The 16314-nt window shown below is 65.0% G+C and carries 16 protein-coding genes; 4 read left to right on the forward strand and 12 right to left on the reverse strand.

Annotation, left to right across the window (positions count from 1 at the left end; all coding sequences use genetic code 11):
• From fba to BME24068_RS08275, 9 genes are all read right to left on the reverse strand, one after another.
• Complete coding sequence (gene fba, locus BME24068_RS08235) at positions 1 to 1047, reverse strand: class II fructose-bisphosphate aldolase (protein WP_096506945.1); 1047 nt, start codon at positions 1045 to 1047, stop codon at positions 1 to 3.
• Positions 1048 to 1137: 90 nt separating this feature from the next.
• Positions 1138 to 2154 carry a type I glyceraldehyde-3-phosphate dehydrogenase gene (gap, locus tag BME24068_RS08240; RefSeq protein WP_174925734.1) on the reverse strand — a complete coding sequence of 339 codons (1017 nt, stop codon included), beginning with the start codon at positions 2152 to 2154 and terminating at the stop codon, positions 1138 to 1140.
• 34 nt (positions 2155 to 2188) lie between these two features.
• On the reverse strand, positions 2189 to 2854 hold the full coding sequence (gene gph / locus BME24068_RS08245) for a phosphoglycolate phosphatase (RefSeq protein WP_174925735.1): 666 nt from the start codon (positions 2852 to 2854) through the stop codon (positions 2189 to 2191).
• Complete coding sequence (gene tkt, locus BME24068_RS08250) at positions 2851 to 4890, reverse strand: transketolase (RefSeq protein WP_174925736.1); 2040 nt, start codon at positions 4888 to 4890, stop codon at positions 2851 to 2853. The genes gph and tkt overlap by 4 nt, the downstream gene beginning before the upstream one ends.
• Before the next feature lie 30 nt (positions 4891 to 4920).
• A complete protein-coding gene (locus BME24068_RS08255) occupies positions 4921 to 5799 on the reverse strand; it encodes a phosphoribulokinase (RefSeq protein WP_096506949.1) in 879 nt (292 codons plus the stop codon).
• Positions 5800 to 5839: 40 nt separating this feature from the next.
• Positions 5840 to 6919 carry a class 1 fructose-bisphosphatase gene (locus BME24068_RS08260; protein ID WP_096506950.1) on the reverse strand — a complete coding sequence of 360 codons (1080 nt, stop codon included), beginning with the start codon at positions 6917 to 6919 and terminating at the stop codon, positions 5840 to 5842.
• Between the two features lie 12 nt (positions 6920 to 6931).
• Complete coding sequence (gene cbbX, locus BME24068_RS08265; protein WP_096507078.1) at positions 6932 to 7810, reverse strand: CbbX protein; 879 nt, start codon at positions 7808 to 7810, stop codon at positions 6932 to 6934.
• A 57-nt stretch (positions 7811 to 7867) separates the two neighbouring features.
• On the reverse strand, positions 7868 to 8287 hold the full coding sequence (locus BME24068_RS08270; RefSeq protein WP_096506951.1) for a ribulose bisphosphate carboxylase small subunit: 420 nt from the start codon (positions 8285 to 8287) through the stop codon (positions 7868 to 7870).
• 15 nt (positions 8288 to 8302) lie between these two features.
• Positions 8303 to 9787 carry a form I ribulose bisphosphate carboxylase large subunit gene (locus BME24068_RS08275; RefSeq protein ID WP_174925737.1) on the reverse strand — a complete coding sequence of 495 codons (1485 nt, stop codon included), beginning with the start codon at positions 9785 to 9787 and terminating at the stop codon, positions 8303 to 8305.
• A 461-nt stretch (positions 9788 to 10248) separates the two neighbouring features.
• Here BME24068_RS08275 and pqqA point away from each other — a divergent pair, with 461 nt between their 5' ends.
• On the forward strand, positions 10249 to 10323 hold the full coding sequence (gene pqqA / locus BME24068_RS08280; RefSeq protein ID WP_096507079.1) for a pyrroloquinoline quinone precursor peptide PqqA: 75 nt from the start codon (positions 10249 to 10251) through the stop codon (positions 10321 to 10323).
• A gap of 147 nt (positions 10324 to 10470) precedes the next feature.
• Here the strand turns inward: pqqA and BME24068_RS08285 are convergent, their stop codons facing one another.
• Together BME24068_RS08285 and BME24068_RS35275 are read right to left on the reverse strand one after the other, a co-directional pair.
• Complete coding sequence (locus BME24068_RS08285) at positions 10471 to 11061, reverse strand: amino acid kinase family protein (RefSeq protein WP_096506953.1); 591 nt, start codon at positions 11059 to 11061, stop codon at positions 10471 to 10473.
• Positions 11062 to 11082: 21 nt separating this feature from the next.
• On the reverse strand, positions 11083 to 11688 hold the full coding sequence (locus BME24068_RS35275) for a hypothetical protein (RefSeq protein ID WP_174925738.1): 606 nt from the start codon (positions 11686 to 11688) through the stop codon (positions 11083 to 11085).
• A gap of 176 nt (positions 11689 to 11864) precedes the next feature.
• Here BME24068_RS35275 and BME24068_RS08295 point away from each other — a divergent pair, with 176 nt between their 5' ends.
• Positions 11865 to 12023, forward strand: coding sequence for a hypothetical protein (locus tag BME24068_RS08295; protein WP_162826279.1), 159 nt, complete (start codon positions 11865 to 11867; stop codon positions 12021 to 12023).
• Positions 12020 to 12682, forward strand: coding sequence for a response regulator (locus BME24068_RS08300; protein WP_096506954.1), 663 nt, complete (start codon positions 12020 to 12022; stop codon positions 12680 to 12682). Before BME24068_RS08295 ends, BME24068_RS08300 begins: the two co-directional genes overlap by 4 nt.
• On the opposite strand, the gene BME24068_RS08305 is transcribed toward BME24068_RS08300, so the two are convergent.
• Positions 12652 to 13668, reverse strand: a complete 1017-nt coding sequence (locus tag BME24068_RS08305; RefSeq protein WP_096506955.1) for an ATP-binding protein — start codon at positions 13666 to 13668, stop codon at positions 12652 to 12654. The two genes, BME24068_RS08300 and BME24068_RS08305, sit on opposite strands and share 31 nt — an antisense overlap.
• A gap of 202 nt (positions 13669 to 13870) precedes the next feature.
• Here BME24068_RS08305 and BME24068_RS08310 point away from each other — a divergent pair, with 202 nt between their 5' ends.
• A complete protein-coding gene (locus tag BME24068_RS08310) occupies positions 13871 to 16225 on the forward strand; it encodes a TonB-dependent receptor (protein WP_096506956.1) in 2355 nt (784 codons plus the stop codon).
• Positions 16226 to 16314: the final 89 nt, after the last annotated feature.

Genomic DNA, 16314 nt, shown 5'->3' on the forward strand with positions numbered 1-16314 from the left:
TCACCCTCTTGCGCCATAGCGCGTTGCCATCTTCTCGAGTGGAATCGGCTTGATCCGGGCGGCCTGCCCCGCACAGCCGAATGCGTCGAAGCGGGCGATGCAAATCTCGCCCGCGGCCTGCCTGGCAGCCGCGAACGCCTTGCGCGGATCGAATTCCGACGGCTGTTCGGCAAACAGCGCGCGCATCGCGCCCGTCATCGCGAGACGAATGTCGGTATCGATGTTGACCTTGCGCACGCCGCTGCGGATGCCGCGCTGGATTTCCTCGACCGGCACCCCGTAGGTTTCCTTGATGTCGCCGCCGAACCGGCGGATGATCTGCAGCCACTCCTGCGGCACGGACGACGAGCCGTGCATGACCAGGTGCGTGTCGGGAATCCGCGCGTGGATCTGCGCGATGCGTTCGATCGCGAGAATGTCGCCGCTCGGCTTGCGGGTGAACTTGTACGCGCCGTGCGACGTGCCGATCGCAATCGCCAGTGCATCGACGCCGGTTTGCTCGACGAAGTCGCGCGCCTGATCGGGATCGGTCAGCAGCATGTCGTGCGACAGCTTGCCGGCGGCGCCCACGCCGTCCTCGTCGCCGGCCTCGCCCGTCTCGAGCGAGCCGAGGCAGCCGAGCTCGCCTTCGACCGACACACCGACCGCGTGCGCCGTCTCGCACACGGCGCGCGTCACGCGCACGTTGTATGCGTAGCTCGACGGCGTCTTCATGTCCTCTTCAAGCGAACCGTCCATCATCACGCTCGAAAACCCCGAACGGATCGACATCTGGCACACGGCCGGACTCCCGCCGTGATCCTGATGCAGCACGACCGGGATATCCGGGTGCGATTCGATCGCGGCAAGCACCATGTGCCGCAAATAGGGTTCGCCCGCGTATTTCCGCGCCCCGGCGGACGCCTGCAGGATCACCGGGCTTTGCGTGGCGTCGGCCGCCTCCATGATCGCCTGGATCTGTTCGAGGTTATTGACGTTGAACGCGGGTACGCCGTAGTCGTGCGCGGCGGCATGATCGAGCAATTGACGCAAGGCGATAAGTGCCATGAAGGTCTCCTGATGAATGGCGAATACGTGCTGCCGATCGTTCCGGCGCGACCGGCCTGCAGGCGCTCCGGCCCGCGGAGCGCGGCGGGCTTACCGGGCGGCCCTCATCCAGGCGATCGCGGTGTCGAGCATGCGATTGCTGAAGCCCCACTCGTTGTCGTACCAGCTCAGCACCTTGACGAGCGTGCCGCCGGACACGCGCGTCTGGGTCGCATCGAAGATCGACGAGCGCGGGTCGTGGTTGAAGTCGACGGACACGAGCGGCGCGTCGTTGTAGCCGAGAATGCCGTTCAGTTCGCCCTGCGCGGCGGCGGCGACGATCGCGTTGACCTCGTCGACCGTCGTCGGCCGCGCGGCCCTGAAGGTCAGGTCGACCACCGATACGTTGATCGTCGGCACGCGAATCGCAAACCCGTCGAGCCGCCCGTTCAGTTCCGGAATCACGAGCCCGACGGCCGCCGCCGCGCCTGTTTTGGTCGGGATCATCGAATGCGTGGCCGAGCGCGCCCGGCGCAGATCCTCGTGATACACGTCGGTCAGGACCTGATCGTTCGTGTAGGAATGGATCGTCGTCATCAGGCCGTGCTCGATCCCGATCGCCGCATGCAGCGGCTTGACCAGCGGCGCCAGGCAATTGGTCGTACAGGACGCGTTCGAGATCACGGAAAACGCGCGCTTCAGTATCGCGTCGTTGACGCCGTACACGATCGTCGCGTCGACGTCCTTGCCGCCCGGTGCCGAAATCATCACCTTGCGCGCGCCGGCCTCGAGATGCGCGGACGCTTTTTCCTTGCTCGTGAACAAGCCCGTGCACTCGAACACGACGTCCACGCCGAGTTCGCGCCACGGCAGTTCCACCGGATTCCGCACGGACAGCACCTTGATGCGCTCGCCATTGACGACGAGCGTGTCGCCCACCACTTCGACGGTGCCCGCAAACGGGCCGTGCACCGTGTCGTGGCGGGTCAGATGGGCATGGATCTCCGCATCGCCGAGATCGTTGATGGCGACGATGCGGATTTCGTCGGTCCGCCCCGCTTCGTGGAGCGCGCGCAGGATGTTGCGCCCGATGCGGCCATAGCCGTTGATCGCTACGTTGACAGGCATGTCGTCTCCTTGACGATGAATGCGGCGCGCGTGCTCAGCACGCGGCAAAAACGTGTTCGGCCATCGCCGCGATCGACGGGAAGATGCGGTCCGGGGCTGCGTCCGCGATCGGGGCGCCGTAGTTGTATCCGTAAGGCACGGCCCAGGCCTGCACCCCGGCGCGTCGGGCGGTCTCCACGTCGGTGCGGGAATCGCCTATGTGCGCGGTCGCCGCCACCGGCGCCTCCAGGCGCTCGATGCAATGGAGAATCGGCAGCGGATGGGGCTTTCGGCAAGCCAGGCTGTCGCCGCCGACGACGATGTCGAAATGCGCCCCGAGTCCGGCATTTTCGAGCAGCCGCTGCGCGAACCGGTGATCCTTGTTGGTCACGACGGCCATCTGAATGCCGGCCGATCCCAGCCGTTCGAGCGCGCCGGGCACGCCCGGATACGGTCGCGCCAGCGTGCCGGCCGTTTCGTCGTAGCGGACGTAGAATGCCGGCATGATCGAATCCAGCACCGCGTCCGGCACGACGCCGTGATGGATCAGCACCTGGCGCATCAGTTCCCGCGTGCCCTGCCCGATATAGCCGATGACGGTATCGAGCTCGAGCGGCGCGTAGCCGTACAGGTCGAGCGTACGATTCACCGCGAGCGCGATTTCCGGCGCGGTGTCGAACAGCGTGCCGTCGAGATCGAAGGTAACGAGGCGTGTCTTCATCGGCGGCAGACGTCCACGATCCGTTCGACCGTCAGGCCGAAAAGCGGAAACAGCGCGCTGGCCGGCGCCGACTCGCCGAACGAGACGAGACCGACCACGCCGCCATCGAGTCCGACATACTTGTGCCACGCGTCACCGATCCCGGCCTCGACGGCGACACGGCGCACGCCCGCGGGCAGCACGCTCTCGCGGTAGGCGGCATCCTGGCGATCGAACACCGACGTCGACGGCATCGACACCACGCGCACGCGCACGCCCTCGTCCGCGAGCCTGCGCTGCGCGTCGAGCGCAAGCCCGACTTCGGACCCGGTCGCGATCAGCAACCGGTCCGGCGGTCCGCCCGCCGCCTCGCTCAACACATAGCCGCCGCGGCGGATGCCTTCGATCCGCGCGTCGTCGCAAGCCGCCTGCGGAAGATTCTGCCGAGACAGCACGAGTGCGCTCGGCCCGTGCTTGCGCTCGATCGCCATCTGCCATGCGACCGCCGTCTCGACCGTGTCGCCCGGGCGCCAGACGTCGAGATTCGGGATCAGTCGCAAGCTCGCCACGTGTTCGATCGGCTGATGCGTGGGACCGTCTTCGCCCAGGCCGATCGAATCGTGCGTGAGCACGTACACGACGCGCAAATTCATCAGCGCGCTCATGCGGATGGCATTGCGCGCGTAGTCCGAGAAAACGAGGAACGTGCCGCCATACGGGATGAAACCGCCATGCAGCGCCATGCCGTTCATCATCGCCGCCATGCCGAACTCGCGCACGCCGTAGGACAGGTAGTTCACGCCCGGTCCGACCGGCCGCTGCCCGTCGACCGGCCGCGACGCGTCGACCGCGGTGAGGTTCGAGCCGGTCAGGTCGGCCGACCCGCCGAACAGCTCCGGCAGCGCGGGCACCAGCACGTCGAGCGCGGCCTGCGATGCCTTGCGCGTCGCGACCGGCGCCGTAGCCGCACCGGCAACGTCGGTCAGCGCGCGCACGATGTCCGGCCAGTTCGAAGGCAGGTCGGGCCGCATCCGCCGCTCGAACTCCGCGGCCTCGGCCGGATGGTTGTCACGATACGCATCGAACCGCGCTTGCCATTGGCGGACCTCCGCCGCACCGCGCTCGCGTTGGCACCAGCGCTTGCGGATGTCGTCCGGAATCTCGAAAGGCGGATGATCCCAGTCCAGCGCCTTGCGGGTCGCCTCGATCTCGTCGGCGCCGAGCGGCGCGCCATGCACCTCGTGCGTATCGGCGCGATTCGGCGAACCCCATCCGATCGTGGTTCGACAGACGATCAGGTTCGGCCGTCCGGTGCTCGTGCCCGCGGCACGTAATGCATCATCGACGGCCTGCGCATCGTGTCCGTCGATCGGACCGATCACGTTCCAGCCATAGGCGCGAAAACGCCCGGCCGTGTCGTCCGAAAACCAGCCGCCGACGCGCCCGTCGATCGAGATTCCGTTGTCGTCGTAAAGGCAGACCAGCTTGCCGAGCCCGAGCGTGCCGGCGAGCGAGCATGCCTCGTGGCTGACGCCCTCCATCAGGCAACCGTCACCGAGGAACACGTAAGTACGGTGATCGACGATCGGAAAGCCCGGGCGGTTGAAATGCGCGGCCAGCAGCTTTTCCGCGAGCGCCATGCCGACACCGTTCGCGAGCCCTTGACCGAGCGGGCCCGTGGTCGTTTCGACGCCGGGCGTCACGCCGGCTTCCGGATGACCCGGCGTTTTCGAATGCAGTTGCCGAAAACGCTTCAGCTCGTCGAGCGGCAGATCGTAGCCCGACAGATGCAACGCCGCGTAAAGCAGCATCGAGCCATGACCGTTCGACAGAATGAAGCGGTCGCGGTCCGGCCACGCCGGATCGCCGGGGCTGTGCCGGAGATGATTGCGCCAAAGCACCTCGGCGATGTCGGCCATGCCCATCGGCATGCCGGGATGTCCTGATTTCGCGGCCTCGACCGCGTCGATCGCCAGAAAGCGAAGCGCGTTCGCGAGTCGGCGACGCGGCGCCTCGGCCGCGCTCGCAGCGCGGCCGGCACGATCCGGAAAGCTCATGGTTAATCCTCTTTGACGGAACGGACGCGTTTACAGCACCGCCTGCCGGCGATTGCTCATCAGACGCAGAATCATCGGCGTGAAAATCAACTGGATCGCGAGCCCCATCTTTCCGCCCGGGCAGACGATCGTATTCGGTCGCGACATGTACGAACCGTTCAGCATCGACAACAGATAGGGGAAATCTATGCCGCGCGGATTCGCGAAGCGGATCACGAGCATGCTTTCGTCGAGCGACGGAATATCGCGCGCGATAAACGGATTCGACGTATCGACGACCGGCACTCGCTGGACATTCACGTGCGTTCGCGAGAACTGCGGGCAGATGTAGCCCACGTAGTCGGGCATGCGGCGCAGGATCGTGTCGATCACCGCGTCCTGCGAGTAGCCGCGCATGTTCTGGTCGCGATGCAGCTTCTGAATCCATTCGAGGTTGATGATCGGCACGACACCGACCAGCAGGTCCGCGTGTCGCGCGAGATCGACCTCGTCCGTCACCACCGCGCCGTGCAGCCCCTCGTAGAACAGCAGATCCGTGCCGCCGGGCAGCTCGGTCCAGGGCGTGAAGGTGCCGGGCGCCTGGTCATATTCGGCGGCCTCCGCCTCGTCATGCAGATATTTTCGGCAAAGCCCGGTACCCGTCTCGCCGTAGGCCGCGAACAATTCCTCGAGCTTGTCGAGCAAATTGCCTTTCGGGCCGAAATGGCTGAAGTGCCCGTCGCCCCTTTCTTCGGCTTCCTTGAGTTTCTGCCGCATCTGCAAGCGGTCGTACGCATGGAACGAATCGCCTTCCACAAGCGCCGCATTGACCGACTCGCGCCGGAATATGTGCCGAAACGCCTTCGTGATCGTGGTCGTTCCGGCCCCCGACGAACCCGTAATCACGACGATCGGATGTTTGGTCGACATGTCTCCTCCTTCGGTTCGGAATGCAAATCTCCTGCGCGTCTCATGTCGTCGCCCGGAACAGCGAACGCGTGTTGAACAGCGGCGAGTCGAACTCGGCATCGGCGCCGCTGTCGTATTCGCGGTGATAGTGCTCGATCAGTTCGACCTCGCGCGGCGAACCGAGGATCACCGGCACGCGCTGATGCAGCGCCTCGGGCGGCTCGTCGAGAATCCGTCCGCGCCCGGTCGACGCGCGCCCGCCCGCCTGCTCGACGATCATCGCCATCGGATTGGCTTCATAGAGCAGCCGCAGGCGCCCCGGCTTCATCGGGTCCTTGCTGTCCTTCGGGTACATGAAGACGCCGCCGCGCATCAGGATGCGATGGACTTCCGCAACGAGCGATGCGATCCAGCGCATGTTGAAATCCTTCTCTCGCGGGCCGGCCCGGCCTTTCAGGCACTCTTCGATGTAGCGCCGCACGGGCGGCTCCCAGAAGCGCATGTTCGACGCGTTGATCGCGAACTCCGACGTGTCCTCGCCGATCCTCAGATCGGGGTGAGTGAGGATGTACGCGCCGATCTCCGGGTCGAGCGTGAACCCGTGCACGCCGCGACCGAGCGTCAGAACGATCATGTCGGCCGGCCCGAACAACGCATAACCGGCACACACCTGCGCGCTGCCCGGTTGCAGGAAGTCCTCGACGCGCGGCTCGGTCACGCCGGGCGGCACCTCGAGCACCGAGAAGATCGTGCCGACCGTGAGGTTGACGTCGATGTTCGACGAACCGTCGAGCGGGTCGAACAGCAGGAGATAGCGCCCGCGCGGGTAGGCGCGCGGAATCTCGTACGCATGCTCGAGCTCCTCCGAGACCATGCCGGCAAGCTGCCCGCCCCACTCGCAGCACGACAGCATGATTTCGTTCGAAATCACGTCGAGCTTCTGCTGGATCTCGCCCTGCACGTTCTTCGCGCCGGCGGCGCCGATCGCGCCGTCGAGCGCGCCGCGGGCAACGCGCGTACCGATGTACTTGCACGCGGTCTGGATGTCGTTGACGAGCGCGGCGAGCTGCTCGTCCTGCGCCGCGTGGCGCCGGTGCTCTTCGATGATGAATTTCGAGAGGGTCGTACGGCCGTGCTGCATATTGCTCTCCTGTTATTGCGTGTCGCCAAACACGCGGCTCGCCCGAATATCCGCGGCGACGATCGTCTCGAGCACGTCGCGCGTCACGCTGCCGCCGGCCGAGAACACCCGGTTTGCCTGCCGCAGCCGCGCCCGGTCGAGCGCGTTGCGGATCGAACGCGCATTCGCGAAATGAGGCCGGGCCTTGCGTCGCGCGATGTAGGCGTGCAGCGCGTCCTCCGCGCCCGCATCGAGCCGGTAATGCATGTCGCGCAGCATCACTTCCGCGATCTCGAACAATTCCCGGTCGGTGTAGTCCGGAAAGTCGATGTGATGCGCAATGCGCGACGCCATCCCCGGGTTGCTCTTGAAGAACGTGTCCATGCGATCCTTGTAGCCCGCGAGAATCACGACGAGATCGTCGCGCTGGCTTTCCATGATTTGCAGCAGGATCTCGATCGACTCCTGGCCGTAGTCGCGCTCGTTCTCGGGGCGATACAGGTAATACGCTTCATCGATGAAGAGCACGCCGCCCATCGCCCGCTTGAGCACCTCCTTCGTCTTGGGCGCGGTGTGACCGATGTACTGGCCGACGAGATCGTCGCGTGTCACCGCGACGACATGCCCTTTGCGCACGTAGCCGAGCAGATGGAGGATCTCGGCCATGCGCAGCGCAACGGTGGTCTTTCCCGTGCCGGGATTGCCCGTGAAGCACATGTGCAGGGACGGCGCCACGGTCGCCAGGTCGAGCGCCTTGCGCGCACGCTCGACGACGAGAAACGCGGCGATTTCGCGTACGCGCGCCTTCACCGGCGCGAGGCCGACCAGGTCGTGATCGAGCCGTTCCAGCACGTCGTTGATTTTCGCGTCACGCACGATGGCGTGCAGATCGATGGCGCTTTCGTTGCTCATGGCGTCGAATCCCGTCAGCGGGTTGCAGGGGTGCGTCGCGGCACCGGACATCACTCATCACTCGTAACGCTCGCCCGCGGGCTGGTCCTCCACATAGGGCCGCAAGCGGTAGTGGACCGTGCGCGCCGCGCCCTCGTCGCGCACGAGCGCGAATCCAGGCTCGGACGCCGGGCGCCCGACGATGAACGACAGCCGCGTCGTCTCGAAACCGAAGGTCGAATCGAAGGCGTTGACTTTCACGTAATGTCGCGTCTTCACCTTGCGGCACGCATCGACTTCGAGCATCACGCCCGCCGCGTCCTTCAGATCGAACATCGGTAACCCCCACATGTCCCAATACGCATTGCGCGGATGCGGATCGTCGGTGAATTCGACGGAACAGGCCCAGCCCTGGCGCAACGCATACTCGATCTGCGCGCGAATCTCGTCGTCGGTCAGATCCGGCAGGAAGGAAAAAGCGCCTTGAGTCAATCGCATGTCGTTCTCCGTTCGTTACGACGCCGTTGCCGTCGGCACAAAGTCCGGCGTGTCGGTCGACGCATAGTTGAAGGTCACGTCGCGCCAGGTGTCGAGCGCCTGCTTCAGCGGCGTGCACCCGCGCGCCGCGGTTTCGAGGATCTGCGGTCCCTCGGCCGCGATGTCGCGGCCTTCGTTGCGCGCCTTCGTCATCGTCTCGAGCGCGACGCGGTTGGCGATCGCACCGGCCTGGATGCCCATCGGGTGGCCGATCGTGCCGCCGCCGAACTGCAGGACGACGTCATCGCCGAACAACGTGAGAAGCTGATGCATCTGGCCCGCGTGAATGCCGCCCGATGCCACCGGCATCACCTTCTTCGTCGCGGCCCAGTCCTGTTCGAAGAACAGCCCGCGTTGCAGATCGACCTCGTTGAGCGTTTCGCGGCACACGTTGTAGAAACCCTGCACCGTGTACGGATCGCCTTCGAGCTTGCCGACCGCCGTGCCGGTATGCAGGTGGTCGACACCGGCCAGACGCAGCCACTTCGCGATCACGCGAAACGACACGCCGTGCGATTTCTGCCGCGTGTAGGTACTGTGGCCGGCACGATGCATGTGCAGGATCATGTCGTTCCTGCGCGCCCAGTTCGAGATCGACTGGATCGCGGTCCAGCCGATGACGAGATCGATCATCACGACGCAGGAGCCGAGCTCCTTCGCGAATTCGGCCCGCTCGTACATGTCCTCCATCGTCGCCGCGGTGATGTTCATGTAATGGCCCTTGACTTCGCCGCTCGCGGCTTCCGCCCGCTTGACCGCTTCCATGCAGAACAGGAAGCGGTCGCGCCAGTGCATGAACGGCTGAGAGTTGATGTTCTCGTCGTCCTTCGTGAAATCGAGGCCGCCCGTGAGCCCTTCGTAGACGACACGCCCGTAGTTTTTCCCGGACAGGCCGAGCTTCGGCTTCATCGTTGCGCCGAGCAGCGCCCGGCCGAACTTGTCGAGCCGCTCGCGCTCGACGACGATGCCGGTCGGCGGCCCCTTGAACGTCTTCACGTAAGCGACCGGAATGCGCATGTCCTCGAGACGCAGCGTTTTCAGCGGCTTGAAGCCGAATACGTTGCCGATGATCGACGCCGTCAGGTTCGCGATCGATCCTTCCTCGAACAGTTCGAGTTCGTAGGCGATATAGGCGAAATACTGCTGCTCGGTCGACGTGCCCGGGCCGGTATTCGGCACCTGGTCGACGCGGTATGCCTTCGCCCGGTACTTGTCGCAGGCGGTCAGGCGATCGGTCCAGACGACGGTCCAGGTCGCCGTCGACGACTCGCCCGCCACCGCGGCCGCGGCCTCCTCCGGCTCCACGCCGGCTTGCGGCGTGATGCGGAACAACGCAATGACGTCGGTGTCCTTCGGTTCATAGTCCGGCTGCCAGTACCCCATTTGCTTGTACTTGAGCACCCCGGCCGCGTAGCGCTGCCGTGTATCGGAATTCGTGCTGCCTTCGACGGGCTTGGTCATCGTCTCGCTCCTGTTGGCTGACCTCGTGGATACCAAGGTTATTGGGCGCGACGACAATTGAAAATTCAGTTTTCCTTTGCGTTCGAATAAAAGTTTTTGAATGATCGGCGCGATGTCTTGACGCATGCCGACGATCGTCGTCGCCGATGTCGCGCGGCACCGGGGCATTCGCCGTCCGGTTCCACCGCAATTCGCCGGCCGGTCACCGCCCGGCATGTGTCATCCGCAAGCCATCCTCCGGCCGCGTGGAGGACACTCTGCTACGTTCCCGAAACAGTGCGCCGCGGTGCCGTGTTCCGCGCGAATCCGCAGGCGGCCCATGACGACGCGACGATACGCGTACCGCCTGTCGTCGCCCGGCGTCGGGCATGAAGCTTGCGTGCCGACAAACCGCCCATGAGGTTCGGCACCTGCCAAGCCGACGGCACGATGCGGTACATAGACACATGGAGGAAGCAGCTATGCAATGGACGACACCGAGCTATACCGATCTGCGCTTCGGGTTCGAGGTCACGATGTATATCGCCACGCGCTGAACCCGCAGGGGGCCGCGAAACGCGGCCTTTCCCGCGTGCGTCACGCACTTCTCCCGGCCCGTCGCGGCCGGGAGGCGGCTTGCGGCGCCACCGGATCGACTGCCGCCGCCACGCGCAATGGCAACGCGCCGCGCATCCTGCGGGGCGCTACAGCATCGGTGTGTTCAGCAGCCGATCCTGCATCAATTCGATATCGTTCTTGTCGAGCACTTCGACGACGTAATTGGCATCGCGCACGTAATCGACGAAGCGCCGGTCGATCACGCCTGCCGCGGCCAGCGTCTCCAGCGGCTCGCCGTCGGCGATCAGCCGCGACGTCACCACGAACAGGCGTTCCGCATTGAGCATCGTGGAGAGCCACGCGGCGAGGCTGTCGGAAGTCGTGTCCCAGGTACTCATCGCGTCCGGCGTTTCGCGTATCAGCGCGATCGGCACCCATACGGCAACATGGCCGTCGCGCAGCGTGCGGCGGATCTTCGCTTCGCTCGTGGCGAGCACCAGTTCGGGCGATACGCCCCGCATCAGAAACGCGTACTGCGTCATCGCGAGAAGACACATGTTGTGGGCAGCCAGATCGTCGAAGCGCCACTCGTTCTGATATTGCCGTACCTGGTCCGCAAAATCCGCTTCGCCGGGCACGATCACGACGCGCCCGCCGCCAATTTCGCACAGCTCGGTCAGCCACCGGCGCAACGCCGGCTCGTGACTCAAGCCCCCACCGATCTTGACGACCCACATGAGCGCTGTCCTCGCTTCGGATTAACCGCGTTGTCCGCCCGTTCCCCGCTCGCCGATGGCAAGCCGTTCGGCATCGTTCTTCCGTCTCCCTGCCTCGCGCAATTCATACAAAATCCATGCCAAGCGCGGAAAGACAGATGCGTACGGAGATGCGTCAAATCCATGCGGCGGCGTGCAACACTCTGCTCCGGCGTCACGCACAACCTGTGCGACGCACAAGGCCTGTTGCGCCGCGCGTCCGGCGCAGGCTCCCGCCGGAACCACGATCGTTTGTCCCGATCCGGCGAACGTCGGGCCGGCAATATGCAGTTCATTCCGCATGCGCCCGGCCGTCACGACGTCGAACCGGCACGAAGCTTGCTCCGAATGCACCATGCATTTCTCGCTCATCGATCCGCTTCGCATGAACCCATTGACGGCCCACACGCCGCGCGTGCCCATACGTTGTTCGGCCCGCGGCCTTCCTGCCGCGGCGCGCCCAGGCCAGCGCCGCGCATTGCCCGGATCGACGGTTTTCCTGCTGATGCATCCGCGCACCGGGGCACGCGTAGCCATCCACCGGCTACCGTGGCCGCCGATACGTTCGTGGCAGCGCGCCGCCGCGCGCATCATGCAGGCTTTTTTCATCCCGACCGCGCGCGACGTTCGTCTCGCGAGGAAGTTGCCATGACAGATCCCGTTTCTCCGCCGATGCCGCCGACGGTTGATGCACTGCGCACTCGCGACGGACGCCGCGTGTCGTTCACGCCGGCCTCGCTGTTCCTCTCACCCGTTCACGACGCGCGCGTCGCGCGCTGCATCGCATGAAGATCAAGGTACTCGGCACGTCGAAGCACGCCGTGGCGGTCGACGTCGTGCGACGGGCAGCCGACGCGATCGCGCCGCCCGTGCAGCCCATCCTGTTTCGCAGCGACGCCAGCTCGCGCAAGCGGGCCGCTCGCCAGGCGGTGGACTCACGATGACGGCGTGCGATATCTCCGTGTTGCTCGTGGACGATCACGCCGTGGTGCGCGAGGGCTACCGGCGCCTGCTCGAACTGAATTCCGACGTATCCGTATGCGGCGAGGCGGCCGACGCGGCGCAAGCCTATCAGCGCTTCTGCATGCTGCGCCCGGATGTCGTCGTGATGGACGTGTCGTTGCCGGGCGCGAGCGGCATCGAAGCCATGCGGCGCATGCTCGCGCGCGAGCCGGGTGCCCGCGTGCTGATGTTCAGCGTGCACGAGGAAGCGATTTTTGTACGCCGCGCGCTCGACGCCGGCGCGCTCGGCTACGTGACCAAGGCCAGCGCGCCGGACGTGCTCGTGGAAGCCGTTCGCACGATCGCCCGGCGCGTTGGCTACCTGAGCCCGGACATCACGCAGGCGCTTGCCCTTCGCAATGCATTCAGCGAAGGGCCGCCCGGGCGGCAGTTGTCCGCGCGCGAGTTCGAGGTGCTGCGCCTGCTCGTGCAAGGCTTTACGTTGCCGAGCATCGCCGAGAAACTGGGGCTGAGCCAGAAGACCGTCGCCAATCATCAGTCGATGATCCGGCAGAAACTCGGCGCCGACAACAGCGTCCAGCTCGCCCAGATGGCGAGCCGCCTCGGGCTTCAATTCGCGGGCGCGGCATCCTTCGCGTGAGCCACCCCGGCATGAGCCGGCACGCGCGCGCAGAACAAAAAGCCTTGCCCCGGTTGGCTCGCCGCATGAAATTCGCCGCCGAGCGCCTCGACGCGCTCACGCATGCCGATCAGCCCGAGCCCGCCGCGCGGCTGCCCGAGATCGACGCCGGGCCCGTCGTCGCTCACCGTCACGACGATTTCGTCCGCCATCCCGCTGCCGAGGGCCTCGCTCGGCGTGCGCACCATAAACACTTCCACGCGGGACGCGCGGGCAAACTTCGAAACGTTGGTCAGCCCCTCCTGCACGAGCCGGTATAGCGTGATCGTCAGCGCGTCGCTCAGTCCGGTGAATTCGCCTTCGATCGCCAGCGAGAACGACGCATCCGGCAGCCGTTCGCGCCAGTCGTCGACACACTGTTCGAGCGCGCTCGGCAAACCGAACTCGTCGAGGCCGATCGGACGCAAACGCCGGATCATTCCGCCGATCTGCCGATAAACGAGGCTCGCGCTGCGAATCAGGCCGAGCGAGATGCGATGAATCTCCGGCTCCCGCTCGCCGGACAAATCGCGAATGCGCGCGGCATCGAGCGAGATCGCATTCAGGTATTGACCCAGTTCGTCGTGCAGCTCGCGCGCCAGATGGCGGCATTCGAGTTCGCGCGCCTGCAGCGCCTGACCGGCAAGCCGCCGATTGTCCGAGAGCAGGCGTTCGGTCTGTGCTTCCAGCTCGCGGCGTCGGCCCAGTTCGTGCACGACCTCGCGATAGCGTCGCCACGCGAACCAGGCGAGCCCGATCGACAACACGCACAACGAGCCGGGCAATTCGTCGAGCTGAAAGCGTTCGAGGCCTCGCGTCCAGCGATAGGCCAGTTCGCTGACATCGAATATCGAACCGAGCGCCGCGGCAAGCACCGTCAGCGCGATGACCCATACGAGATCTCGCCGCGCCGACGAACTCGGCGACGCGCGGCGCGCAGAAGATGAACGGGAAGAATTGCGTCGCATCACGTTGGCCTTCCATTTTGGCTGACCGCGCACAACGCCCGTGGCGTGCATTGGGAACGCTTCCCAACGATATCGGGAAAAGCTCCCGGGCTTTTTCGTCGCGGTATGTGTGAAGCTTTGCACACTTGAAAAGAACACGCCACCTACACCAAAACACGACTTCGCCAGCGAAGATCGCATCACGCCGACAGGAGTTGAAGCAATGAGCACGCCATCCCGCCAGCGCAATACCGCCCCGTTGCCGGACCTGGTCCGGATCCATCGCTTCCGGCGACGTGCCGGATTCACCCTGTGCCTCGGAGGCGCGCTGGCGAGTCTGTCCACCGGCGCATGGGCCCAGTCGGCAACGTCGTCCGTCGCGCCGTCGGGTTCGAACGCCGACACCGGTTCGATCGAACTCGCGCCGATCGTCGTGGTCGGCACGACGCCGCTGCTCGGTATCGGCACCCCGCTGGCGCAAGTGCCGCTCAACGTCCAAACGGTTCGCGCGCGCGATCTCGACCGGCAGCACCGCAACACGCTCACCGATTACCTGGCGAAGAACCTGCCGAGCGTCGACGTCGCCGATGCGCAAGGCAATCCGTATCAGGTCAATGTCAATTATCGCGGCTTCACCGCGTCGCCGTTGCTCGGCACGCCGCAGGGCATTTCGGTGTTCGTCGACGGCGTCCGCGTCAACGAGCCGTTCGGCGACGTGGTCAACTGGGATCTGCTTCCGCAGCAGGCCATCGACACGATCCAGCTGATTCCCGGTTCGAATCCGACCTACGGGCTCAACACGCTCGGTGGCGCACTGTCGATCACGACGAAGAACGGCAGAACGAGCCCCGGCGGAGCGGCCGAGGTCACGCTGGGCTCCTGGGGCCGCAAGACCGCGCAGATCGAGCAAGGCGGCACCATCGGGCAGAACCTCGACTACTACCTGACCGGCAACGTGACCAACGACAACGGCTGGGCGGAACAGAACGCCAGCCGCGTGCGGCAGATCTTCGGAAAAATTCGCTATACCGACGCCGATACGACGTTGTCGCTGTCGGCCGGCGGCGCGGACAACGATCTCCACGGCACGCAGACGATTCCACGGTCCTTTCTGGGTAATCCGAAGCAACCCTATACGTACCCCGACCAGAATCTGAACAGCGCCGGCTACGTGACGCTGTCGGGCGACCACTACTTCAACGATCACGTCGAATTGAGCGGCAACCTGTATTACCGGCACTTCCGCAACAGCAATGTCAGCAGCAACACCAATGCGGATTTCGGAACCGTCGAAGACGACGGCGACGTCGATACGACCCAGGCGACGAACGAGAAGTCGGTCATCTCGACCGACAGCTATGGCGCGAATCTGCAGCTCACCCTGTTGGGCAAACTCGGCGGGATGGAAAATCAGCTCGTCGCGGGCGTATCCGCCGACTTTGCACACTCCCGATACACCGAATCGTCGCAGGATGCCGTTTTCACCGCCTCACGCGCGACGATCGGTATCGGTGATTTCGAGCAGCAGACCGCGGCGAAGACCCGCAACGGCAGCTACGGCATTTATCTGGAAGACACCCTGTCGCTCACCCCGCAATGGTCGCTGACATTCGCCGGACGCTACAACTGGGCGGAAGCCACGATAGGCGACGCGAGCGGCATGCAGCCGCAACTCGACGGCCACCATGTTTTTTCCCGCTTCAATCCGGCGATCGGCATCAACTGGAATCCGACCGCGGCCTTTACGGCCTACGCGACGTATAACGAAGGCATGCGCTCGCCGACCGCCATCGAACTGACCTGCGCCGATCCGGCCGCCCCCTGCTCGCTGCCGAACGATTTCGTGTCGGACCCACCGCTCCAGCCCGTGATCTCGAAGACCGTCGAAATCGGCGCACGCGGTCGAATCGGCCAGAACACGTCCTGGAGCGCCGCGGCATACAGCACGACGCTCGACAACGACATACAGTTCATCAGCAGCAACGGCGCGGCCAGCAACCAGGGCTTTTTCCAGAACGTCGGCCGCACGCGCCGGCAGGGCTTCGAACTGTCGGGGCACAGCCAGATCGGGCCGCTCGCCGTCACCGCCAGTTACAACTACGTCGACGCCACCTACCGGTCGGGCTGGACCGAAAGCAGCCCGAGCAACTCCAGCGCGGACGCGAACGGAAACATCGCCGTCAAGCCGGGCAACCACATTCCCGGCATTCCGGCAAACACGGTCAAGCTGCGACTCGATTACGCGGCCACCCCGCGCTGGAACATCGGCACCAACCTGACCTGGCGCGGCAGCATCTATGCTCAGGGCGACGAAAACAATCAGGACGTCAACGGCAAGATCAGCGGCTATCTGCTGGTCGATCTGAACACCTCGTACCAGTTGACCAAGCAGATCCTGATTTTCGCGAACGTCGAGAACCTGCTCGACAAACGCTATGCCAGCTTCGGCACGCTCGGACAGAACTTCTTCAGCGGCCCCGGCCATGCGTTCGACGGTGCGAACCCGACCAACGAGCAATTCATCGGGCCGGGCGCGCCGCGCAGCTTCTGGGTCGGTTTGCGCTACGCGTGGAAATAGTGCAACGCGCGTAGATCGCTACGCCAAGCCGCCGGCCCGCAGCCGCATCGCATCGACTGCAGGCCGGCTCGACCTCGTTCGTGAATCGG

Source organism: Burkholderia anthina (assembly GCF_902498995.1).
GTDB lineage: Bacteria > Pseudomonadota > Gammaproteobacteria > Burkholderiales > Burkholderiaceae > Burkholderia > Burkholderia anthina.

Bases quoted from the DNA above. Each gene is read 5' to 3' on its own strand.
- BME24068_RS08305 (WP_096506955.1), bottom strand. From the start codon at position 13,668: ATGCGACGCAATTCTTCCCGTTCATCTTCTGCGCGCCGCGCGTCGCCG.
- gap (WP_174925734.1), bottom strand. From the start codon at position 2,154: ATGCCTGTCAACGTAGCGATCAACGGCTATGGCCGCATCGGGCGCAAC.
- BME24068_RS08275 (WP_174925737.1), bottom strand. From the start codon at position 9,787: ATGACCAAGCCCGTCGAAGGCAGCACGAATTCCGATACACGGCAGCGC.
- BME24068_RS08260 (WP_096506950.1), bottom strand. From the start codon at position 6,919: ATGCAGCACGGCCGTACGACCCTCTCGAAATTCATCATCGAAGAGCAC.
- BME24068_RS35275 (WP_174925738.1), bottom strand. From the start codon at position 11,688: ATGAAAAAAGCCTGCATGATGCGCGCGGCGGCGCGCTGCCACGAACGT.
- fba (WP_096506945.1), bottom strand. From the start codon at position 1,047: ATGGCACTTATCGCCTTGCGTCAATTGCTCGATCATGCCGCCGCGCAC.
- BME24068_RS08255 (WP_096506949.1), bottom strand. From the start codon at position 5,799: ATGTCGACCAAACATCCGATCGTCGTGATTACGGGTTCGTCGGGGGCC.
- cbbX (WP_096507078.1), bottom strand. From the start codon at position 7,810: ATGAGCAACGAAAGCGCCATCGATCTGCACGCCATCGTGCGTGACGCG.
- BME24068_RS08300 (WP_096506954.1), top strand. From the start codon at position 12,020: ATGACGGCGTGCGATATCTCCGTGTTGCTCGTGGACGATCACGCCGTG.
- BME24068_RS08295 (WP_162826279.1), top strand. From the start codon at position 11,865: ATGAAGATCAAGGTACTCGGCACGTCGAAGCACGCCGTGGCGGTCGAC.
- BME24068_RS08270 (WP_096506951.1), bottom strand. From the start codon at position 8,287: ATGCGATTGACTCAAGGCGCTTTTTCCTTCCTGCCGGATCTGACCGAC.
- tkt (WP_174925736.1), bottom strand. From the start codon at position 4,890: ATGAGCTTTCCGGATCGTGCCGGCCGCGCTGCGAGCGCGGCCGAGGCG.
- BME24068_RS08310 (WP_096506956.1), top strand. From the start codon at position 13,871: ATGAGCACGCCATCCCGCCAGCGCAATACCGCCCCGTTGCCGGACCTG.
- BME24068_RS08285 (WP_096506953.1), bottom strand. From the start codon at position 11,061: ATGTGGGTCGTCAAGATCGGTGGGGGCTTGAGTCACGAGCCGGCGTTG.
- gph (WP_174925735.1), bottom strand. From the start codon at position 2,854: ATGAAGACACGCCTCGTTACCTTCGATCTCGACGGCACGCTGTTCGAC.